Annotated in this window: 18 protein-coding genes and 2 tRNA genes; 6 read left to right on the top strand and 14 right to left on the bottom strand. The window is 60.8% G+C overall.

From position 1 onward, the window contains the following. Position 1: 1 nt before the first annotated feature. Positions 2-793, bottom strand: coding sequence for a precorrin-4 C(11)-methyltransferase (gene cobM / locus HMPREF9463_RS07700; protein WP_035138223.1), 792 nt, complete (start codon positions 791-793; stop codon positions 2-4). 458 nt (positions 794-1,251) lie between these two features. Between cobM and HMPREF9463_RS07695 the strand changes: the two genes are divergently transcribed. From HMPREF9463_RS07695 to HMPREF9463_RS07675, 5 genes are all read left to right on the top strand, one after another. Further along, the gene (locus tag HMPREF9463_RS07695; RefSeq protein WP_035138221.1) at positions 1,252-2,178 is read left to right on the top strand and encodes a sirohydrochlorin cobaltochelatase; all 927 of its coding nucleotides are present in this window, start codon (positions 1,252-1,254) and stop codon (positions 2,176-2,178) included. Positions 2,179-2,323: 145 nt separating this feature from the next. Continuing rightward, complete coding sequence (locus HMPREF9463_RS07690; protein WP_035138217.1) at positions 2,324-2,857, top strand: hypothetical protein; 534 nt, start codon at positions 2,324-2,326, stop codon at positions 2,855-2,857. Positions 2,858-2,861: 4 nt separating this feature from the next. Then, positions 2,862-4,433: an ABC transporter substrate-binding protein gene (locus HMPREF9463_RS07685; protein ID WP_084591834.1), complete on the top strand. Its 1,572-nt coding sequence runs from the start codon at positions 2,862-2,864 to the stop codon at positions 4,431-4,433. 22 nt (positions 4,434-4,455) lie between these two features. Then, complete coding sequence (locus tag HMPREF9463_RS07680) at positions 4,456-5,478, top strand: FecCD family ABC transporter permease (RefSeq protein WP_035138214.1); 1,023 nt, start codon at positions 4,456-4,458, stop codon at positions 5,476-5,478. Beyond that, positions 5,479-6,717, top strand: a complete 1,239-nt coding sequence (locus HMPREF9463_RS07675; RefSeq protein ID WP_198019958.1) for an ABC transporter ATP-binding protein — start codon at positions 5,479-5,481, stop codon at positions 6,715-6,717. It abuts the gene before it with no gap. 95 nt (positions 6,718-6,812) lie between these two features. Here HMPREF9463_RS07675 and HMPREF9463_RS07670 read toward each other — a convergent pair whose 3' ends face one another. The 10 genes from HMPREF9463_RS07670 to HMPREF9463_RS07625 all read right to left on the bottom strand — a co-directional run bounded on the left by HMPREF9463_RS07670 (position 6,813) and on the right by HMPREF9463_RS07625 (position 17,652). Beyond that, positions 6,813-7,424: a TetR/AcrR family transcriptional regulator gene (locus tag HMPREF9463_RS07670; RefSeq protein WP_052044155.1), complete on the bottom strand. Its 612-nt coding sequence runs from the start codon at positions 7,422-7,424 to the stop codon at positions 6,813-6,815. Positions 7,425-7,540: 116 nt separating this feature from the next. Beyond that, on the bottom strand, positions 7,541-8,848 hold the full coding sequence (locus tag HMPREF9463_RS07665) for a lysylphosphatidylglycerol synthase transmembrane domain-containing protein (RefSeq protein WP_006233965.1): 1,308 nt from the start codon (positions 8,846-8,848) through the stop codon (positions 7,541-7,543). Between the two features lie 151 nt (positions 8,849-8,999). Beyond that, positions 9,000-9,076: transfer RNA gene (locus HMPREF9463_RS07660), tRNA-Glu, on the bottom strand. Positions 9,077-9,098: 22 nt separating this feature from the next. Continuing rightward, a tRNA-Glu gene (locus HMPREF9463_RS07655) sits at positions 9,099-9,175 on the bottom strand. Positions 9,176-9,302: 127 nt separating this feature from the next. Next, on the bottom strand, positions 9,303-10,697 hold the full coding sequence (locus HMPREF9463_RS07650) for a CCA tRNA nucleotidyltransferase (protein ID WP_035138209.1): 1,395 nt from the start codon (positions 10,695-10,697) through the stop codon (positions 9,303-9,305). 195 nt (positions 10,698-10,892) lie between these two features. Next, positions 10,893-11,825, bottom strand: a complete 933-nt coding sequence (locus HMPREF9463_RS07645; RefSeq protein WP_035138207.1) for a 1-phosphofructokinase family hexose kinase — start codon at positions 11,823-11,825, stop codon at positions 10,893-10,895. Positions 11,826-12,014: 189 nt separating this feature from the next. Continuing rightward, positions 12,015-12,947, bottom strand: a complete 933-nt coding sequence (locus tag HMPREF9463_RS07640) for a 1-phosphofructokinase family hexose kinase (RefSeq protein WP_006233969.1) — start codon at positions 12,945-12,947, stop codon at positions 12,015-12,017. A 74-nt stretch (positions 12,948-13,021) separates the two neighbouring features. Continuing rightward, complete coding sequence (gene ptsP, locus HMPREF9463_RS07635) at positions 13,022-14,725, bottom strand: phosphoenolpyruvate--protein phosphotransferase (RefSeq protein WP_035138206.1); 1,704 nt, start codon at positions 14,723-14,725, stop codon at positions 13,022-13,024. A gap of 133 nt (positions 14,726-14,858) precedes the next feature. Then, the gene (locus HMPREF9463_RS07630; protein WP_022094575.1) at positions 14,859-15,122 is read right to left on the bottom strand and encodes an HPr family phosphocarrier protein; all 264 of its coding nucleotides are present in this window, start codon (positions 15,120-15,122) and stop codon (positions 14,859-14,861) included. 526 nt (positions 15,123-15,648) lie between these two features. Then, positions 15,649-17,652: a fructose-specific PTS transporter subunit EIIC gene (locus tag HMPREF9463_RS07625; RefSeq protein WP_035138202.1), complete on the bottom strand. Its 2,004-nt coding sequence runs from the start codon at positions 17,650-17,652 to the stop codon at positions 15,649-15,651. Between the two features lie 272 nt (positions 17,653-17,924). Between HMPREF9463_RS07625 and HMPREF9463_RS07620 the strand changes: the two genes are divergently transcribed. Beyond that, complete coding sequence (locus HMPREF9463_RS07620) at positions 17,925-18,782, top strand: MurR/RpiR family transcriptional regulator (RefSeq protein ID WP_035138402.1); 858 nt, start codon at positions 17,925-17,927, stop codon at positions 18,780-18,782. Between the two features lie 59 nt (positions 18,783-18,841). Here HMPREF9463_RS07620 and HMPREF9463_RS07615 read toward each other — a convergent pair whose 3' ends face one another. Genes HMPREF9463_RS07615 through HMPREF9463_RS07605 form a run of 3 tightly spaced genes read right to left on the bottom strand, consistent with a single transcriptional unit; the run spans position 18,842 to position 22,120 of the window. Beyond that, positions 18,842-20,470 (bottom strand): DNA repair protein RecN, encoded by a 1,629-nt coding sequence (locus tag HMPREF9463_RS07615; RefSeq protein ID WP_035138201.1) that lies wholly within the window; start codon positions 20,468-20,470, stop codon positions 18,842-18,844. Next, a complete protein-coding gene (locus HMPREF9463_RS07610) occupies positions 20,460-21,320 on the bottom strand; it encodes an NAD(+)/NADH kinase (protein WP_035138200.1) in 861 nt (286 codons plus the stop codon). The genes HMPREF9463_RS07615 and HMPREF9463_RS07610 overlap by 11 nt, the downstream gene beginning before the upstream one ends. Next, positions 21,317-22,120, bottom strand: coding sequence for a TlyA family RNA methyltransferase (locus HMPREF9463_RS07605; RefSeq protein WP_035138198.1), 804 nt, complete (start codon positions 22,118-22,120; stop codon positions 21,317-21,319). Before HMPREF9463_RS07605 ends, HMPREF9463_RS07610 begins: the two co-directional genes overlap by 4 nt. Between the last annotated feature and the right edge of the window lie 24 nt (positions 22,121-22,144).

Here is a 22,144-nt window from a genome sequence, read left to right as displayed (position 1 = left end):
GCTAGCTACTCGCCTTCCGATACCCCGTGGCAAACGAAGGGTCGTAAAGCTTGCTGCGCTCGTACGACCCCGCTTGCGCACCGTTGTGCGCAAGCCCGCCGCGAGCTCCGAGCACGCGGCCCACCACCACGAGCGCCGTGCGGTCGATGCCCTCTCGCGCGCCCGCATCGGCGAGCGTGCCCACTGTGCAGCGCACCACGCGCTCCTCAGGCCAGGTCGCCTTGTACACGAGCGCCGCCGGCTCATCGGAGCTGCGGCCCGCGGCCAAAAGCTCGGCGGAAAGCTCGGCGAGCATACCCGAGCTCAGGAAGATGACCATAGTCGAGCCGCTTTCCGCCATGGTGCGCATGCCCTCGCCCGCGGGCATGGGGGTGCGCCCGGAAAGCCGCGTGATCACGACCGACTGGCTGATTCCCGGCAGCGTGTATTCCTGGCGAAGCGCCGCCGCGGCACCGCAAAAGCTCGACACGCCGGGCACCACCTCGTAGTCCACGCCGCGCGCGTCGAGCGCGTCCATCTGCTCCTGGATGGCTCCGTACAGGCACGGGTCGCCCGTGTGCAGGCGCACCACTTCCTCGCCCCGTGCATCCGCCGCGCACATCACGTCGAGCACTTCCTCCAAGGTCATGTGCGCGCTGTCGTAGACGACGCAGGATTCCTTGCACTCAGCGAGCAGCTCGGGGTTCACAAGGCTCCCCGCCCAAACGACCACGTCGGCCGCGCGCAGAAGGCGCGCCCCGCGCAGCGTGATAAGGTCGGCGGCGCCCGAGCCTGCGCCAACGATATGAATCATCCGAGCCTTCCTTCCCGTTTCTCATCGCAACCGTTTACGCCGCCATTCGCGCAGCGGGCAAAACACGGCGCCTGCGGCAGCAATGGGCGCAAATACGCAGGCAGGAGGCGCAATGCCGCCCGCCCTGGGCTTTGACACGTTCACAAGTGCCCACTATCATAGTAAAAGTTTCGGCAACGAGCATATGACAATCGGATAAAAGGAAATGACCGGCGCGGCGCCCGCACAGCCCGCGCTGGCTTGCGGAGGGAACCAGGTGGGAATCCTGGGCAAGGGACATTACTGTATAGGACGCGCGGGCGAACCGCCTCGCGCCCCAAGCCAGACTGCTTCGCCTTTTCCTCACGGCATCGCCGTGGCGTTAGCTCCTTGTGAACCCCGAGGGGTGCGCTTTTCTTTCGCTTGTGCCGACAAGCAACTGTCGCCGGGGGACCGGCAAACCGAGGAAAGGAAAAACCATGTCCGACCAGATGTCACGCCGCGGCTTCATGGGCGCCGCAGCAACCGGAGCCTTCGCGCTCGCCGGAGTCGCGCTCGCGGGCTGCTCCAGCACCTCCGCGAGTTCCGAGAAATCGAGCGAAAAGGAGAAGGCCGTGAAGCCGGTCATCCTCGTCACGAGCTTCGGCACGAGCTACAACGACTCGCGCCACATCACCATCGGCGCCATCGAAGACGCTATCCGCGAGAAGTACTGGCAGGACTACGACATCCGCCGCGCCTTCACCGCGCAGATCATCATCGACAAGCTGAAGAAGCGCGACGGCATCACGATCGACAACATGACCGAGGCGCTCGACCGCTGCGTGGAAGACGGCGTGAAGGAAATCGTCGTGCAGCCGACGCATCTCATGGCTGGCCTGGAATACGCCGACGTGAAAGACGAGCTCGACAAGTACGCCGACAAGTTCGACAAGATCTCGCTCGGCGACCCGCTGCTCACCTCCGACGACGACTACAAGAAGGTGGCCGCCGCCATTAAGGAGAACATGGCGTCCTTCGACGACGGCAAGACGGCGCTGTGCCTCATGGGCCACGGCACCGAAGCCGATTCCAACGCCGACTATGCCAAGATGCAGGAAGTGTTCAAGAACGAGGGCTTGACGCAGTTCTTCGTCGGCACCGTCGAGGCTGAACCGACCTGCGAGGATGTTATCGCCGCCGCGAGCGCCGCAGGGTACAAGAAGGCCGTGCTCGCGCCGTTCATGGTGGTCGCGGGCGACCACGCGAACAACGACATGGCAGACGAGACCGACCCCGACAGCTGGGCTGCGAAGTTCGTGGCCGCCGGCTTCGAAGTGACGTGCCTGCTCCAGGGTCTGGGACAGAACGCCGCGGTCGACGACATCTACGTCTCACACGTGGACGACGCCATCGCCAAGCTGTAAACTCGCCGCGCACGGGGGCGCCGGTCGCGTCCCCGTGCAACGGGCATGCGCCTTCCCCGACCGACGGCGCATGCCCGTTGCATTCGCGTCCCGCCCGCCCACCGCACGAGCGGGCGGTCGAAGCGATTGAAAGGAACCTCCCTCCATGTTGAAGAAAACCCTCGCCTTCGCCCTGTCAGCGGCGCTTTTCGCGTTCTCGCTCGCCGGCTGCGGCGGAAATTCAATCGACAGCGCAAAGGCAAGCGATGCCGATTCCCAGGAAAAGACCGAACAGGCGGCCGATGCGCCCGAGGGCGCAAGCGCTGCCCCCATCACCGCCGACAAGGTGGCCGACGGCACCTATCCGATCACCGTAGATTCCAGCTCGAACATGTTCAGGATTGTGGACGCCCAGCTCATCGTGGAAAACGGCTCCATGCACTGCGTGATGACGCTTTCCGGCACGGGCTACGGCAAGCTCTTCATGGGCACGGGCGACGAGGCTGCCGCCGCGAGCGAGGCCGACTTCATCCCCTATGTGGAAAACGCGGAAGGCAAGTACACCTACGACGTGCCCGTTGAAGCGCTCGACGAGGACACCGCCTGCGCCGCGTGGAGTATTAGAAAAGAGCAGTGGTACGACCGCACGCTCGTGTTCGAATCCGCCGGCGTCGATCTGCGCGCCGACGCACTGAAGTAACGCCATGCGGTCGATTCTTCCCAAGGGGGAAAGCAGGAAGCGTCGCAGCATCGCGGTGCGCGCGATCGCCTGCGTTCTCGTCGCCCTGTTCGCGCTTCCCTTCGCGGGGTGCAGTGCGAGCCCGAACGCGACCGGTGGCACGGCGGGCTCTCAGGAATACACTGTGAGCGTCTCGCTCTCCGGCGGGTCAGGGCGCGCAAGCATCGCCTCACCCACCACAATTGTGAAGGATGGCGACACCTACACCGCGACCATCACCTGGTCGAGTTCGAACTACGACAAAATGACCGTCAACGGCGTGGACTACGCGCCCGTAAACGACGGCGGCAACTCCACGTTCGAGATACCCGTCACGCTCGACGAGGACATCGCCGTGTCGGCCGAGACCGTCGCCATGTCGACGCCGCACACCATCGACTACACGTTCCACTTCGACTCATCCACCATGAAGGAGAAATCGGGCGACGATGCAAGCGGCGGCTCCCCTGCGGGAACGGCTTCAAGCGCCGCGGCCGACTTCCACAACGCCGATTTGGGCTGCGGCTGGGAGCCGACGGGGGCGCTTCAGCTTGAATACGCCGAGCACTTCACTGTCGACGAGTACGAAGGCGGCCTGCGGCTTATCTGCATTTCGAACGGGGAGCGCTTCCTCGTGGTACCGCAAGATGCAAAGGTACCTGATGGGTTGAGCTCCGACATCGCGGTCATAAGGCGTCCCGCCAACAAGGTGTACCTCGTGTCGTCGGCGACGATGTGCCTGGTCGACGCGCTCGATGCGAACGACAACATCCTCATGTCGGGCACGAAGGCCGACGATTGCTCGGTCGCGGGCTTCAAAAGCGCACTCGAAAGTGGGGCGATCGCCTACGGCGGCAAGTACAGCGCGCCCGACTACGAGCGAATATCGGCCTCGGGCTGCACGCTCGCCATCGAGAACACCATGATCAACCACACGCCCGATGTGAAGGAAAAGCTGCAGAAGCTCGGGCTCGTCGTGCTCACCGAACAGTCGTCGAGCGAGCCCGAAGCACTCGGGCGCGTCGAGTGGATTAAGCTTTTCGGCGTCCTGTTCGACAAGGAAGACGAGGCCGCGCACCTGTTCAACGAGCAGAAGGCCCGCGTCGAGCAAACGTCGAGGCTCGCGTCGTCAGGTAAAACCGTGGCGTATTTCTACATTAACTCGAACGGGGCCGCCGTCACGCGGCGGGCGGGCGACTACGTGGCGCAGATGATCGAGCTTGCAGGCGGCAACTACGCGCTCGATGACGCGCAGACGGCGTCGACGTCAGGTTCGTCAGTAACGCTCGAAATGGAGCGCTTCTACGCGACGGCGAAGGATGCCGACATTATCGTCTACAACGGCACCATCGACGAATCGGTTGCCACCTTGAACGACTTCGTAGGCAAAAACGCGCTATTGTCGCAGTTCAAAGCCGTGAAGAACGGCAACGTCTGGGTCACAAGCGCCGACATGTACCAGCAGATGACTTCCACCGCCGACATTATCGACGAGCTGCACGGGGCGTTCACCGGCGATGACGCGAGCAACTTCCATTATCTGAGGAAGCTCGGCTAGCGCCATGAGAAGCCGGCTTTCCATGACATACGACGAATCGGGGCGCGCCGCGCGGTGTCGCGTCGTGACGGCGCTGCTCGCTGTTGCCCTCATCGTGCTCGTCGGGGCCAACCTGTGCATCGGGAGCGTGCTCGTGCCCGCAGACCACATCCCCGGCATCCTTTCGGGAGGCGCGGCCAATTCCATGGAAATCCAGATCATCTGGGAGATTCGTCTGCCGCGCGTGCTTTCAGCCGTGCTTCTCGGCGGGGCACTTTCGCTCTCCGGGTTCCTGCTGCAGACGTTTTTCAACAACCCCATCGCCGACCCGTTCATCTTGGGCGTCTCCTCGGGCGCAAAGTTCGTTGTCGCGCTTACGATGATCGTACTTCTGGGCGCGAACCAGGCCATGTCCTCGCCGGCCATGGTGGCCGCAGCGTTTCTGGGATCGCTTATCACCATCGGCTTCGTGCTCCTCATCGCACGGCGCATAAGTTCCATGGCCATGCTCATCGTGGCGGGCGTCATGGTGGGATACATCTGCTCGGCGGCGACGAACTTTCTCATCGCCTTCGCCGACGACCAGTCCATCGTGAACCTGCACAACTGGTCTTTGGGTAGCTTCTCGGGTTCGAGCTGGGACGACATCGCGGTCATCGCGGTCGTGGTGATCACCGTGAGCGCATGCGTATTCGCGATATCGAAGCCCCTTTCCGCCTTCCAGCTGGGAGAAGCCTACGCGAAAAGCGTCGGCGTGAACGTCGCACGCTTCCGCGTGGTGCTCGTCCTTCTAGCGAGCATGCTCTCCGCCTGCGTGACCGCGTTCGCTGGTCCGGTGTCGTTCGTAGGCATCGCGGTTCCGCATCTCGTTAAGTCGGCGCTGAAGTCGTCGAAGCCCATCCGCGTGATTCCTGCGTGCTTCTTGGGAGGCGCCATCTTCTGCGCGGGCTGCGATTTGATCGCGCGCACGCTGTTCTCCCCCGTCGAGCTTTCCATCAGCGCCGTCACCGCCATCTTCGGCGCGCCGGTGGTTATCGCACTCATGTTGAAGAAACGAGTGAGGTAGATGGGGGAATTCATGCCGCGGCCCAAAACGCTCAGAGGGGAGTCGAACCTCGAAACCCCGGTCGCAACGAAGGCTGACGGAGCGCCGCTTTTCCGCATAAGCGACCTGTCGGCGGGCTACGACAAGAAGGTCGTAGTCGAAGGCGTCGAGCTGGAGGTTCGCGCGGGCGACGTCGTGGCGCTCATCGGGCCGAACGGCTCGGGCAAGTCGACCATCTTGAAAACCATCACACGCCATCTGGCACCGCTTGCCGGCGCGGTCGAGCTCGACGGGCGGGAGATTTCCCGATGGAAGACGGCGGAGTTCGCAAGGAACCTTGCCGTTATGCTGACAGATCGACCCCGGACCGAGCTCCTCACCTGCCGCGATATCATAGAGGCGGGAAGGCATCCCTACACCGGGCGAATGGGCACACTCTCGCCCGACGACCATAGTCGGGTCGACGAGGCCATGAAAACCGCACATGTGGAAGAGTTCGCCGAGCGCGACTTCATGCAGATAAGCGACGGGCAACGCCAGCGCGTCATGCTCGCACGCGCCATCGCACAGGATCCGCGTGTGCTCGTGCTCGACGAGCCCACGTCATATCTCGATATCCGCTACCAGATCGACCTGCTGCGAATACTTCGCCACCTTGCGAAATCGCGGAATGTGGCTGTCATCATGTCCATCCACGAACTCGAGCTCGCGCAGAAAAGCGCCGACAAGGTGATTTGCATGAAGGACGGCCGGGTCTTCCGCGCCGGCGCACCCGAGGACATATTCACGCGCGAGACGATTGGCGAGCTCTACGGCCTTCAACATGGCACCTTCAACGAGCGCTTCGGCAGCGTGGAAATTGGGCGCCCACACGGCGATGCGCACACGTTCGTCATCGCCGGCGCAGGTACGGGGTCAGCTGTGTTTCGCCAGCTCATCCGGCAGGGCAAGGCGTTCTACGCGGGCGTTCTGCACGAAGGGGACATCGACTGCGAGCTTGCGCGCGACCTGGCGACGGAATGCGTGGCCGAGCGCGCCTTCGAGCCGATCGGGGATAAAACCATAGCCCGCGCCAAAGAGCTCCTCGTCCACTGCGCGCGTCTTATCGTGTGCCCCGCCGCCTTCGGCACCATAAACGCCCGCAACGCAGAGCTCGTCGAGTTCGCACGCTCGCATGGTATCGAGGTCATGCGAGCGTGCGAAGGCGCATCGGAGGATTCCAAAATTGGAGTGGGAAGGATAAACTGGACTTTCTTTTAAGGATCCTCAGGCTACAGCTCCTACGCCGGCAAGGTCTCCAAGGCGCCGGAGAACCTCAGGAACAGGAATTTCCACGCCGACGAGCCCAACTAGGCCTAATCCAAGCGAGATTCCAGACTCGACAGACCATTGAGAGTCAGATCGTTGGCGACCTCAGAGACGCGCTCGATAGGAACCGAGCCGTCAGACAGCGCCCACGTGCGATAGATACCGATAATACCCGACAGCAAAAACGCCAGATAGTAGTCGAACATTTCGTCCTTGAGACCTTGGGGCAGCAGATCTCGCTCGGCAATCTCGTGCTCGAGCGGCGCACGAAGACGAGCCATGAAATCATCGAGCGGAATATTCTCGATCAGCTGACGATTGAGCACCAAGTTGTTGCACAGTGCCTCGTTAACGGTTTTAAAGAAGGTCGCCGCCGCGCTCAGGGCGCGCTCGTTGGTGTCGCCGTCCATGGAAGCAAGCGTTTTCTCGACTGAGTCGACAATCATCTCCACCACATCGACGGCAATGGCATCGAGCAGGCCGTCAACCGTACCAAAGTGAACGTAAAAGGTCTTGCGGTCGACATTGGCCTCGCGCGCGATGGCACTCACCGTAATGTCTGCCAGCGGCTTTTCCATGAGCAGGCGCTCGAAAGCCGAAAGGATGGCATTACGGCTGCGAACGATGCGACGATCAAGACGCGGTTTGCTGGTTGCCATGGGCGTGTCCCTTCGATATGCGAGCATTCATCAACAGATGAGAGATAATCTACGTAAGAGGATTATCCCCCATACAGCACAAATATGCCTCGCATCATGAAGAACGCACGACTGCCCTACTGCGACTTAGGGTGCTTCTTCTTATTGAGTGCCGACGGAGATACGCGAATACCGTCTCCTGTCTGACGCACATAGGCCTTATGAGCCGGCTTTGCGGTCCCAGAAGCCTTCTGAGCGTGCTTCTTGGGATCAACGGTAACAGCATTCGTGGGGTGCGGCTTAGTGGGCGCAGAGGGCGTCTGAGGCGTGCGGCCGAGCTTGCGCATCACGCGATCCCAGCGCGCATGGATGCTCTCGTTGTGGGCGCTCTTAAGTCCCAGCAGGGGCGCAGCCAAAATGGTAGGCGCAATAAACGTAATGAGACGCCACAGCAGATAGCCGGCGGTCGAAGCCGAACCGAAGAAATGACCCAAGAACAATGCAAAGCCGCCCTCAGCGCCACCAGTTCCACCGGGCAAGGGAACCGCAGAGCTTAACAGCTGGACAAAGGCGCTCGCGGCCATGACCGAGAAAAAGTCGACCTCGTGGTGGCCAAAGGCAAGCATCAGGAAATACGGAACCAGATAGAAAAACGCGAGCTGCAGCATGGTGATAAACACGGTGAGCAGCATGGAAGAAAAATGTCCGGCCGAAAGCTTGAACTTCTCGGAGAAGGAGTAGATCTCGCCATCGACAAACGTGCGCCAACCCTCGATCTTAGTGGCCGAGACACCAATGCGCTCGAGCCAATTGATGATGCAATGGGCGACGCGCGTGACGGTCTTAGGCATGAGCGCGACGGCGAAGATGCCAAGCAAGATGCAGCAGTGTCCACCAAAGCTAAAGACGCACAGCAGCGTCATGTCGCCGTAGCGTTCGGCAAAAAACGGCATACGGGCGAGCAGCAGGATAGCGCCCCAGGCGACCAGGCCAAACTGGTACACGATAAAACGCGTGAATTGCGTGGCGCCGGCCTCGCCCACGTTTTGGCCGGCCTTGGTCAGGCGATAGATTTGAGCCGGGGTGGAGCCCATCATCATGGGCGTCAGGTTACCAAAGAAGATGCCACTCGCCTCGACCGAGATCAGGTCGCGGATGCCGACGGGCGAATTGGGATCGAGCCAGACGGCGATCGCATAGGCCACAATGCCAAAGAACAGGTACATGAACATGCAAAGACACGCGACAACGAGCCATGACGCCTGGACGCTCGACATAGCGGCCCAGAACTGCCCCATCTGCCCGGTTACCACCAGATAGACGATATAACCTACCAGCACGACGCCGATAAAGATGGCGCCGCGGCGTGCGCTCTTATTGTCATCTCCGCCCGAGGCCTCAACCTCGACCTGGGGCTTAGACGTATGCTGAGAGGACTCCGTCATGAGGCTCCTTCTAACAGTCAAAATATCTTGGATATTGTACCCGTAAGGGCCATAGGCAGAACGCAAAGCTCTGGTTCAAACGGGAATTGCAGACGGTTGTTTGAAAATAAAAAAACCCGGCCTTCCATAGGAAGTCCGGGTATCAGATGCGTGGTAGCCCGTACCAGATTCGAACTGGTGATCTCCGCCTTGAGAGGGCGGCGTCCTAAACCGCTAGACGAACGGGCCATAAGCCTCAGCAGAAAAGAAGTGGTAGCCCGTACCAGATTCGAACTGGTGATCTCCGCCTTGAGAGGGCGGCGTCCTAAACCGCTAGACGAACGGGCCACATGACATCTGCACTGCCGTGCTGCGAGGAAATATATTACGGGACAAAAAACGTCAGCGCAAGAAGAAATTCCAAATTGCCGAAAAATTGTCGGCAGGTTATGGAATACGCAGGTAAACTTGGTAGCTAATTCAAGTTGAGATGAACCAAAAGAGCTTCGCGCTCGTTGGGAATATCGTCTTCGATCACGGCGTCGAGGGCGGAGTTGAGAAGCTGACCCAGTTCCGGCCCGGGCTTGACTCCGGCACGGATCAGGTCGCCGCCGTTGATGGCGAGCATCTTGAGCGTATAGGGCTCCCCTGCCTTCAGCAGCTCGTGCGCCAGCGCGCGCATCTCCTCAATCGTCTCAACATAATAGAAGCACGACGGGGCCTTGCCAAGTGTGTCGGCACGCTTAAGGTCCATGAGCTCGTCAATCAGGCGGGCCGTGTCGACGCCCTCACCCGAAAGCGCGCGCATCATATTGAGCAGGCAGGAGCGCTCGGGGCGCAGCGGCTTGTCATGGTATTTGATGAGCAGGCACACGTCGCGCACCAAGTCGTGCGAGAGGGCCAGGCGATCCATAATGACGCGCGCCTTCTTGGCGCCGAGCTCGGGATGACCGTAGAAGTGTCCGCTGCCGGCGTGATCGACCGTGAAGCACTCGGGCTTGGACACATCGTGCAAAAACGCCGCCCACATAAGGCTCGACGAGGGCGCGACGCCGTCACACAGCGCGAGCTCCCCCGCCACCGTCAGCACACGGGCGATATGCACGTAGACGTTAAACGCATGATAGACACTGCGCTGATCAAACCCGCGACCCGCTGCCAACTCGGGCACGGCGGCGCAGATGAGCTCGGGATAGCGGAGCATCGCGTCTCCCCCATGACCGGTCGAAAGAATGCCCTCGAGCTCAATACCCACACGCTCACGCGCCACGGCTTCGAGCAGCGGCGCGCACTCGGCAAGCGCACGCTTGGTCTCGGGCTCAATCATAAAGTCCAGACGGCAGGCAAAGCGCACCGCACGCAGCATGCGCAGGGCGTCCTCGTTAAAGCGACGCTTGGGATCGCCGACAGCGCGAATCAGCTTGCGCTCCAAGTCACCCTGGCCGTCGTAGCGGTCGACAAGCCCGCGCTCGGGATGCCAGGCCATGGCATTGACGGTAAAGTCGCGGCGCGCCAGATCGTCCTCGAGCGAGGCGGCACGCTCCACACTCTGGGGATGGCGACCATCGGTGTAAAAGCCATCCAGACGGTACGTGGTGACCTCGATACGCTCGCCATCGGAAATAGCCGTGATTCCGCCAAATTTAATGCCCGACTCCACAACCGCGATGCCGGCGGCCTCGAGCGCCGCTTTGGACTCCTGCCACAGGCCGCTACAGCACATATCAACATCGTGGCTGGGGTACCCCATCAGGGCGTCGCGCACCCAACCGCCCACGTACCAAGCCTCAAGACCAGCCGCCTCAAGCGCGCGCAGGACGCGCAGGGACGCATCGGACGGTTGAGTACCGTTGAGCGAAACATTGCACATGCCTATGGCCTCCTGCACTTGTGAGCGTTAATCGATGGTTCTCAAGAAGTCTAACAAGAAACGAGAAAGCGCGCACACGCAATCGCGTCGTCGATTCGATAAAACGAGACAGCAGACACCACATATGTTCAGCGCGCAAAAAACACCCGCCTTGGTAATCCAAAGCGGGTGTTCGGCAACGATGTATCGATGCGGCTAGCAGACCTGGCGAACCTCGATGTGCTTCTTATATTCGTCCACCTTGGCAAAATCCCCCAGACCGGGGCACTCGACCACGTTGGCGCCAGTGGCCATCGAAAGGCGCAGGGCGTCCTCGACGCGCTCGGGAGCGTCGTGCCACACGGACAGGAAGGCAGCGAGCGAGGAATCGCCGGCGCAGACGGTCGACAGCAGCTTGACCTCAAAGGTGCGGTTGGCAAACCAGATGTGCTCGCCGTTGGAGAAATACGCGCCATCGCCACCAAGGGTCAGCAGTACATTCTTGGCGCCCTTGGCGTGCAGCTCGGCCATCGCGCCCTTGACGGACTCGTCGTCGCCACCGCTCACCTTAATGCCAAAGATGTCGAGCAGCTCGTCGTCATTGGGCTTGATCAGCAGCGGCTCCATGGCAATAAGGTCTGCCAGCTGATGGCTCGAGATGTCGAGGACGAACTCGGCCCCCTTGGCCTTGACGCGGCGCAGGACCTCGGCCAGGAAGCCCTCGGAAGTGTTGGGAGGCAGCGAGCCGCTGATAACCAGGCAGGTCATGTCATCGAGCGAATCGATGAGCTCAAACATCTCCTGCTCATTGGCCTCGTTGATGGCGGCACCAGCGTTGACCATGTTGTACTCAGTGTCGGGGCCGGCATTAAGGAACACGTTGACGCGCGTGATGCCGTCGGTCCACACAGGCTTGACGGGCACGCCCAGGGCCTCGGCGCCCTTAACGATAAACTCACCCGAGAAGCCGGCGAAGAAACCCAGGATCGTGGTGTCGACACCATAGTGGTCAAGCGTAAACGAGACGTTGAGGCCTTTGCCGTTGGGCGTGTAGACGGCATTGCGGGTACGCGTGACGGTATTGGCAGTAAGGCCGTCGCAGGCGATGTTGTAATCAATGGCGGGATTAGCAGTGAGCGTGTAAATCATGAATGTTCCTTTCACGAAGCAACGTGTTAATGAAAGTATATTCCACGCATCGGTAAAAGGCTAGGACAACTCGGTGAACGGTGTGGAAGCGATGAAGTACGGCAGGACACCTCTCCCCCATGGCGGAACAAAAAAGGCGCCCCGGCCGAAACCGGGGCGCCGCATGCGCACGAATATGTCGCGTTTCGATTACTGACGATCGAGCTTGCGGACAGCAACGCGCTTGCTGTACTCGTCGACGTGACCGAAGTCACCAATGCCGACGGACTCGGCAACGTTGGCGCCGGTGGCCATAGCGAGCTTCATGGCCTCCTCGACGTTGTCGCGATCCCTGTACCACTTGTGCAGGAACGCAGCGAGGGTGCAGTCGCCGGCGCAGACGGAAGAGACCAGCTTGATGTTGAACTCACGCTTGGCGTACCAGATGTCCTCGCCGTTGGAGAAGTAAGCGTCGCCGCGGCTACCACGGGTGAGCAGCACGTTCTGAACGCCAGCGTCGTGAGCCATCTTCATGGCGACACGAACCTCGTCGTCGGTGTCGACCGGCACGCCGAAGATGGCCTTCATCTCGTGATGGTTCGGCTTGATGAGCAGCGGCTTCTTGTGAGCGAGCTCCTTGAGCTTGTCGGAGGACAGGTCCAGGACGACGTCAGCGCCACGAGCCTGAGCGTGCTCCATGACCTGAGCCAGGAAGTCGGGCGTAGCTTTGGGAGGCACGGAGCCGGAGACGATCAGGCACTCGAGATCGCCCGCGGTGTCCAGGATGTTGTAGAGCTCCTCCTGGTGCTGCGGCGTGATCGGGGCGCCGGGGTTCAGGATGCCGTACTCGTGCTGGCCATCGTTGACGTAGGTGTTAATGCGCGTGATACCGTCGGTCCAGACCGGGCGGCAGAGGCAACCCAGGTTCATGACCTCCTCGACGATGAACTTGCCCGTGAAGCCAGCGAAGAAGCCGAGCGCGACGGTGTCGACGCCCATCTTCTTAAAGGCGAAGGACACGTCGAGGCCCTTGCCGTTAGCCGTGTAGCTGGCCGAACCGGTGCGGACGTTCTCGTCGGGCTCGAGCGGAGAGCTCGAAACCGTCATGTCGACAGCCGGGTTAGCGGTTAGCGTGTAGAACATTTACAGTACCCCCTGTATATGTGAGGGCCGCGTGGCCGGCCCATTCCAACCACGCGGTTACCTCTGATACCAAATTAGCGAGCTGCGGACTCGAGCAGTGCCTTGACCTCGGCGGCGGTGTTGCAGGCGAGTGCCTTCTCGGCGAGCTCGTCGCACTCGGCCTTGGTCCACTGGCTGATGGTCTTGCGGGCGCGCAGGATCGACGGAGCGCTCATCGAGAACTCCTCCAGGCCCCAGCTGATCAGCAGCGGCTCGAGCAGCGGATCGGCAGCGGCCTCGCCGCACATACCGACCATGATGCCGGCCTTCACGCCGCTCTCGATGATGTTCTTGAGCGAGCGGAGCACGGCGGGATAGTACACCTGGTACAGGTTGGAGATGGTGTCGTTGCCACGGTCGGCGCACATGGTGTAGCCGATCAGGTCGTTGGTGCCAATGGAGAAGAAGTCGGCGACCTCGGCAAGACGGTCTGCGAGCAGCGAAGCGGCGGGCGTCTCGACCATAATGCCGACCTCGATGTTCTCGTTGAACTTTCGACCCTCTTCGGTCAGCTCGGCCTTGCACTGCTCGACGAGCTCCTTGACAGCCAAGACCTCCTCGACGCAGGTGACGAGCGGGATCATGATCTTGACGTCACCGAAGGCGCTAGCGCGCAGCAGAGCGCGGAGCTGGACCTTGTACTGGTCGGGATTGGCCAGGCAGTAACGCACGGCGCGGAAGCCCATGAAGGGGTTGTCTTCCTTGACCATGTGCAGATACGGAATCTCCTTGTCGCCACCCACATCGAGCGTGCGGATGATGACCGGAGCACCCTTGAGCGCGCTGGCGACCTTACGGTAGGCGTTGAACTGCTCCTCCTCGGAAGGAAGCTCAGCAGAGTCCATGAACAGGAACTCGGAGCGGAACAGACCGATGGCCTCGGCGTCGTGATCGAGCGCGTTGGGCACGTCATCGGGGTTACCGATGTTGCAGGCGATGATCTTCTTGATGCCATCGGCAGTCACGGACGGCTTGCCACGGAAGGCCTCGAGGGCTGCCTTCTCGGCAGCGAAGGCCTCGGCCTTAGCGGTGTAGGCAGCGAGCGTCTCCTCGTCGGGATCGGCCTCGACGATACCCTTGCCACCGTCGACGACAACGGTCATACCGTTGCGCAGCGCGGTGCAGCTGTTGGAAACCGAAAGGACAGCCGGGATCTCGAGGGCGCGCGCAATGATCGCGGAGTGCGACGTGCGGCCACCGGTCTCGGTGACGATACCGGCAACGTGGGCCTTATCGATCGTTGCGGTCATGGACGGCGTGAGGTCGTGCACGACAACGACAGTGTTCTCGGGCAGGACGGAGAGGTCGACGACCTCCTTGCCCAGCAGCTCGGCCAGAATACCGGTGCGGATGTCGGCGATGTCGGCCGCGCGCAGACGGAACATCTCGTCGTCCATAGACAGGAACATGTTCTCGAACATGGTCGAGGTGTCCATGAGCGCCTGCTCGGCGCAGGTACCGCCGTCAATGGCGGCGTTGATGGCGTCGGTCATGCCCGGGTCCTGAGCCAGGACAATGTGTCCGCTCATGATCTCGGCCTCGGCCTCGCCCACCGTCTCCTTCATGTGGTCGGCCTGAGCCTGGGTCTTCTCGCAGAAGACCGAAAGAGCGGACTGATAGCGCTCCTTCTCTGCTGCCGAATCAGCAACCTCGTGCGGCTCAAACGTCAAGTCGGGATCGACGGCGACCATGACGGTGCCGATACCGATGCCCTCGGAAGCGTTGACTCCCTGATACATTCCCATTCCTCTCTCCGTGTCATGTGATAAAGCGTTTTGCCATATCCATGACAAAAGAGCGCAGTTACCTTACAACAGGTCACTGCGCCCCCAAATATGAACTTAGTTGTTCAACATGCGACCCGTTTGAGTTCTACTCGCCAAGACCGCTCTTGATGAGCTCGATGGCAGCAGCCAGAGCCTCGGCCTCGTCAGCGCCGTCGCACTTTACCTCGACCTCGGTGCCGCAGGGGATACCAGCAGCCATGAGGGCCATCGGGGACTTGCCGTTGACCTCCTTCTCGGGGGTGACGACCGTCACGTCACAGGCGTACTTGCCCATGGTGGAGGCGAACAGACCAGCCGGACGCATGTGCAGACCCTGAGGATTAACGAGGGTAGCCTTCTCAGAAACCATAATTGACTCCTTTTTGTGTTTAACCCCTGTCATGCATGTGGCAGGAGTCAGATTCACGACGTTGTTTATATTAACTCACATCAAACGGTTTTTCATTATGTTTCAGACGAATTATTGGACAGATGTGTTTGTCGTCCGCTTGCTCGCCGGGCGGGCGCGGGTTAAGTTTGCTGCTCTACAGTCCTGCGCAAGACGGAAAGCACATTAAGTGCTTTCCTTTGCGTGCGGAACTCGCGACAAACTTAACCCGCGCCCGCCCGGCAGGCGAGCTGCGGAAACTCGGTCGGTCCAGAGTAATATCGTGCGAACGGAATTCTGGCTGATGACCTGTTCGCGACAAAGACTCGATAGGCAGCCCTCTCTATGCCCTTTTATAAGTTGCGGTGAAATAGGGACTGAATTTGGGGTTGAATCGTTTAAACAGTCCCTATTTCACCGCAACTTATTTGGGGATGAAAAATGCGGAGACCCTGGGGAGGGACTCCGCCTTATATACAGGGGGCGATGCTATTCGCGTGTTGCGGGATTAGACCAGACGGGCGTTAATCGTCTTGGCGATCTCGGCGGCGTCGGTGGAACCCTTGACGGTGGCACGGAAGTCCTCGTCCATGAGCGCCTCGGCGACCTTGGACAGGATCTTGAGGTGCGTAGTGCCGGCCTGGGCACCGGGGATGAGCAGGGCGATAGCCACGTTGACGGGAGCGCCGTCCATGGTATCCCAACCGGTCACGCCGGACTCGTCCTTGACGACGATGACGGCAGCCTCGGTAATGGCGTCGGACTTGGCATGCGGGATAGCGAAGCCCTCCATCATGCCCGTGGTGCCCTCGGCCTCGCGGGCCAGGAAGGCGTTCATCACGGCGTCGGCGTCGCTGGCGATACCGGCCTTGACAGCCTGGTTGGAAACGAAGCTCAGAGCCTCGTCACGAGAAGCGAAGTCCTCGGCGACAAAGACATTCTCGACCTTCACGAAGTCGGCAGCCTCGGCCTTGGGGGCCTCGACGGCAGCGGCCTTGGGGGCCTCAACCGGCTTGGCTGCAGGAGCGGCCTTTTGATTCTTCTCGAAGTCGTACTTCTTGAAGGCCACGAACAGGATGCCACCGACAACAGCGCCGATGAGGATCGCGAGGACCCAAAGCGGACCGTTCTCGACAACGGGCAGGACCAGGAAGCCACCGTGAGGCGCCGGATCGTGAACGTTGAAGAAGATGGTCAAGATGGAAGCGATGGAAGAACCGAGCATCATGATGGGCATGACGGGCCAGATGTTCTTGGTCATGAACGGAATGGCGCCCTCGGTGATGTGGGTGCAACCAAGGATGAGGTTGACGATACCGGCGTCATGATCCTCCTGGCTGAAGTACTTCTTGCCGACAACGACGGCGAAGGTGGTGATCAGCGGCGGAACGATGCAAGCGGCGGAGACGGCAGCCATGAAGTTGGTGCCGAAGTTGTAGGTCTCGGTGCCGACGCCAGCTTCGAGAGCGGTACCGAGCAGGAAGGTGCCAGTAGCGTAAGCAGCCTTGTTGACCGGGCCGCCCATATCAAAGGCGCACATGCAGCCGATGGCCAGGCCAAGGATCACCGGACCGGAGTTACCGAGGCTCTGCAGGAAATCCATCATACCCTGGTTAATGGCAGCCATGGGGCCGGAAATACCGAGCATGACCAGGCCGACGATGGCGGTAGAGCACAGCGGATACAGAAAGATTGCCTTCAGGCCATTAAGGCTCGCGGGAATTTTAGAGAAAACCTTCTCGAGCAGCAGGATGACATAGCCGGCGAGGAAGCCGCCGACGATGCCGCCCAGGAAGCCGAAGCCCACGCCGGCGCCACCGGCGTCGATCATGCCGGTCTCGGCGTTAACAGGCAGGCCCTGGATGGCAATCATACCGGCAACGAAACCGGGGACGAGCGCCGGGCGCTTGCCGATGGATTCGGCGATGTAGGCGGAAAGCACCGGAACCATAAGGTTCATGGCGATGCCGCCGATGATCTTGAGCATCGCAGCAAAGCTGTTGTAGTCGGCAGCCGTCGAATCAAAGGACGTGATGCCCCACAGGAACGAAATGGCGGTCAGAACACCACCGGCAACGACGAAGACCAGCATGTGGCTGACGCCGTTCATGAGGTGCTTGTAGATGACGTGGCCGATGGACTCCTTCTCCTCGACCTCGTCCTCGACATCGGCGGCGGCGGCAACCGTGTCGTCGCCCTTGGCGGCGAGCGCGCGGTCGATCAGCTTACCAGCAGCCTCGACAGACAGGGCCTTGGAAACACCAACGGAAACCATGGGCTTACCGGCGAAACGCTCAGCCTGGACATCCTTATCGGCTGCGACGACGACGGCCTTGGCACCGGCGATCTCGCTCTTGGTGAGCTCGTTCTCGACACCGACCTGGCCATGAGTCTCGACCTTAATGGTCAGACCGCGCTCGGCAGCTGCCTTCTCCAGCGCCTCCTTCGCCATGAAGGTGTGCGCAATGCCGGTCGGGCAACCGGTCGCGGCGATGATGTCAAACTTAGCCATGTGTCCCTCCTTCTTGAGTACAGCGCCCGCGGGCGCTCCCCTACACGCGCTTCGATGCGCGTTTTTCCACAACTGAAAGATACCAACCTACCGTCCGCGTGAGAAGAGACAAGGCGCAATTCTCCGGTGAAAGGTTCTTTCATAACCGTAAACGGCAAGTGAAAGTTTACCATCAACACTTGAAACGGCAAGGTGTATCTTGTAATTGAAAATGCCCGTATACTATGGCATTGCAAATCAAGTTAGATTTTCATGCCAACCAGGAGCCATCCATGACCGATAGTAGCAAAAGCGCACTTTCCCTCATTAGTACCCACCAGGGATACAGCGAGTCCGAGCAGCGCATTGTCGACTATATATTGGAGCACCAGTCCGAGGCGCCACGCCTCACGGCGGCTCAGCTCTCGCGCGCTGCCGCCACGTCCGAGGCGACCGTTTCGCGTTTCTGCCGCAAGCTGGGCTTTGGCAGCTTCCGCAGCTTTCAGTTTTCGTTGGCGCGCGACTTAGAGAGTCAGCGCAACGAGGGCCTGACCGACGAGGTCTCGCTCGACAACATGGAGCAGAGCCTTAAAAATATCCTCGCCGCCAAGGTGAGTGAGCTTAATGCGACCATCGACGGCATTGATCACGACACGTTGGCCGCAGTTGTACACGCGCTTAAGAATGCCGGCGTTATTGAGTTTGCGGCCGTAGGCAACACCAACGCCGTCGCGCTCGACGCGACGTTCAAGTTCTCGCAGCTGGGCCTTCGTTGCATGGCAAGCACCATCAGCGAGACCTCGATTGGTTTTGCGCTCACGCTGCGCCCCGGTGACGTTATCGTGCTGATCTCAAACTCCGGCAAGTCGCGCCGTCTGAATCGCATGGCAAAAGCGGCTCGCGACTGCGGCGCAACCGTAGTCGTCATCAGCAGCGACAGCAAATCCCCGCTCGCGCGCCTGGCAGACTACACCTTTAATACCGTCAACCACGAAGCACTACTGACAACGGGCGACTTCGCGTTCTCCAAGATGAGCGCCACGATGATCATCGAAGTCATCTACAACTTCCTGCTGCCCGAGATTGAAGACGCTCGCGAGCATATCAGCTACTACGAGGAGCTCATCCAGCCGGACAAGGTCGTTGAGTAAAACGCGTAGTGGGACAAAAATTTCAGTCTATTTTGTCCCACCAACACCGCTATTACGACCTAACCTCGAGCTTCTTCGAGCATCTGCTTTGCGTGGGCCAAGCTTGCCTCGGACTGATCGCCGCTCAACATTCGGGCGATCTCGGCGGTACGCGCTTCGCCGATTACCTCGTCCAAATGCGTCTGGGGAACATCGCCCGGTTCCTTGCTGACGACATAATGCTTGTCAGCCATGACGGCGACCTGCGCCAAGTGGGTTACGACAATCACCTGATGCGTAGCGGCGAGATCTGCCAGCACGCCCGCGAGCGCACGCGCCGTGGAGCCACCGACACCAGCATCGACCTCGTCAAACACCAGCGTATCAACACCGTCCGCGTTACCGAGGACGACCTTGCTTGCCAGCATGACGCGGCTGAGCTCGCCGCCCGACGCAATGCGGCGCAGGGGGCGCGGCGTCAAACCGGCACCGCTGCGGTATAGCAGCTCGTAGCTCGAAGGACCAGCGGGCGTCCACTCAGCACGAGGAAGATCGCGCGACTCCCAGACGAGCTCGGCGCCGCCCATCTCCAGGCGAGCCATCTGGCGGCCCACCTCATGGCAGAAGCGCGGGGCCGCCGTATTGCGGGCGCGCTTAAGTGCCTTGGCAGCGGCAAACAACTCGCGCTCGGCGCTCCCGAGTGCCTCACGCGCCTTTTTGATCTGTTCATCGCCATCATCGACCAGGGACAGCAGCTCTTGCGAGCGATCGCGCATGGCAAAAACATCGTCCATGGTGGGGCCCCACTGACGCAACAGGCCCTTGAGGTCGGAATACCGATCACGCATGCGAGCGAGCTCGCGCGGGTCGAAGGCGATGCCATCGCGATAGGCACGAAGCTCGTTCGCGCAATCCTCAAGGGAGATGCAGGCATCCGAAAGCACATCGGCAATGTCGCCCAGTTTGCGATCGACGGAAGCCATGCGGGAAAGTTCTGCCACGGCGCTGTTCACGGCATCGAGCGCTCCCCCTTCAGAGGCAAGCGATGCATGGGCATCGTTAGCTGTGGCAACCAGCACCTCGGCATGTTCGGAGCGCGGCAGCAGTTCCTCGAGTTCCTCATACTCGCCCGGTTTGGGGTCGACCTCGCCGATGCGCTCGAGCGCAAAGCGCGCTTCCTCGACGCGGCTCCCCTGAGCACGCGAGGTCTCTTCGACACGTCGAACCTCCTTAGCGGCAGCGCGCGAAACCTTAAAGCAGGCGCGGTAGTGCTCGAGCGCCTCGAGTGCAGGGCGCCCTGCCCAGGCATCGACCATCGCAACATGATGCGCCGGGTCGAGCAAGCGCTGGTGCTCGTGCTGGCCGCACAGATCCATCATCACGCCAACGCGCTCCGAAAGCTCGCGCACGCTGGCGATGCGGCCATCAATCTTCACGCGGCTGCGGCCCTCGGCAGAAAGGCTGCGCTGGACCGTGAAACCCTCCGTGTCGTGTGGACCGTCGAACAGCCGCGCCTCGACGCTGGCAAGCGCCTCGCCCTCGCGCACCGTCGACGAATCCGCGCGCTCGCCCAAAATAAGCTTGAGGGCCGAGAGCAGCGCGGTCTTGCCGGCGCCGGTCTCGCCGGTCAGAACCGTTAGGCCCGCGCTCGGAACCAGCGTCGCCTCGCGAATGAGTGCAATGTTAGAAACCTGCAGCTCATCGATCATGACGGACTCCGTAGAATACGCGGCTCACCGAGTTATAGAAGCTCTCGGGGCCGTAATCCAGCAGCAGCACATCACCGGGCCCGCGACGCACCGCCACGCTCTCAACGGTGCCATCGCAAGTAATAAATTGTCCATCGATAGCGATCGCCGGAACGCTCGGACGGTCATCAGACATAAAGATTTCGACGACATCACTCGGCGAAGTCAAGAAGGCACGGGCCTGAATGGTGTGCGGCGCAATAGGTACGCAGACCATACCCGTATAGTCGGGGCTCACGATGGGGCCACCGGCACTGAGCGCGTACCCCGTAGAACCAGTCGCCGTGGACACGACCACGCCGTCGCCACGCAGGCGATCGATATGGTGGCCCGACACCGTGATGTCGAACTCGACCATATCGGACAGCGGACCGCGGGTAAGCGCCATGTCGTTGAGGGCGAAGGTGCGCACGACATCCTTCGTACCGTCTTCGCGCACGGATACGATATCCGCGGCGATGGTGGCGCGACGGCTCACGTGCAGCTCACCGGACAGGGCGTCGCTCACGACCTGCAGAATGTCGCGCTCCTCGGGGCTCGCAGCAGTTAAAAAGCCCAGGTGACCATAGGAAAGACCGAGGATAGGAATCTCGCGATGGTTGAGGATGCGGGCAGCGCGCAGCAACGTACCGTCGCCGCCGAGCGTAATGACCAGATCGGAGCCGTCAATATCAGGCGTGCTCTGAATCTTGGATCGCTGGTCGGCAGCCCATGCGACCTCATAGCCCTGGCGCGTCAGCCAAAGCTCGAGCATCAGGCCGCTCTCGACCGCCTCTTGCTTGTAGTAATTGGGAACCAGAAAGACCTTCATAGCGTTGCAGCTTTCTCGCTCAAAACCGATACCTGGGATTGCAGCTCGTCGTCGGTGCGTTCACCGGGGGCGAACCTCGTGCCGTACAGGAAAAACTCAACGTTGCCCTTGGCACCATGAATGGGTGACACGCACACATCGACCGGGAACAGGCCCTTAGCTGCAAAGAGATCAATCGCCGCCACAAGCGTATCACGGCGGACGGCGGGGTCGGTCACGATGCCGCCCTCGCCCACCAGCGCCGCCGGAGCCTCAAACTGCGGCTTTACAAGCGTGCAGAATGCACCCGTAGGCGCCAGGCACGCCAGCACCGCATCGATAATGTTCGCGATGCTGGTAAACGAGACATCACACACAGCCAGGTCGATGGCGCCGGCATAGCCAAGCTCAGGCAGCTGCGTCACGTTTGTGCGCTCATGCAGCGTCACGCGATCGTCCTGACGTAACGACCAATCGAACTGGGCGCGACCAACGTCCACCGAGACAACGGTCGCAGCTCCGCGCTTGAGCAGGCAATCGGTAAAGCCGCCGGTAGAGCAGCCCACATCCAGACAGGCAAGGCCCGTCGGATTGATACCAAACGTATCAAGCGCGCCTTCGAGCTTAAGACCGCCGCGGCCAACATAGGGAATGCGCCCCTTCACGTGCAACGGCAGGCCCGGGGTCACCTTAAGGCCCGGCGAAGTCAAGCGCTCGCCGCCACTCGAGACCAAGCCAGCCATAAGAGTGCGAAGGGCATCCGCGCGATCGGCGCAGATGCCCTGTGAAATCAGTTCGTCATCAAGACGCACGCGTTTCATGAATGCCATCAACCATTCGTATCC

The sequence above is a fragment of the Collinsella sp. 4_8_47FAA genome (assembly GCF_000763055.1).
Taxonomy (GTDB): Bacteria; Actinomycetota; Coriobacteriia; order Coriobacteriales; family Coriobacteriaceae; genus Collinsella.
The sequence above is the reverse complement of the archived record's forward strand: the minus strand, read 5'-3'. Positions and strand labels throughout refer to the sequence as shown.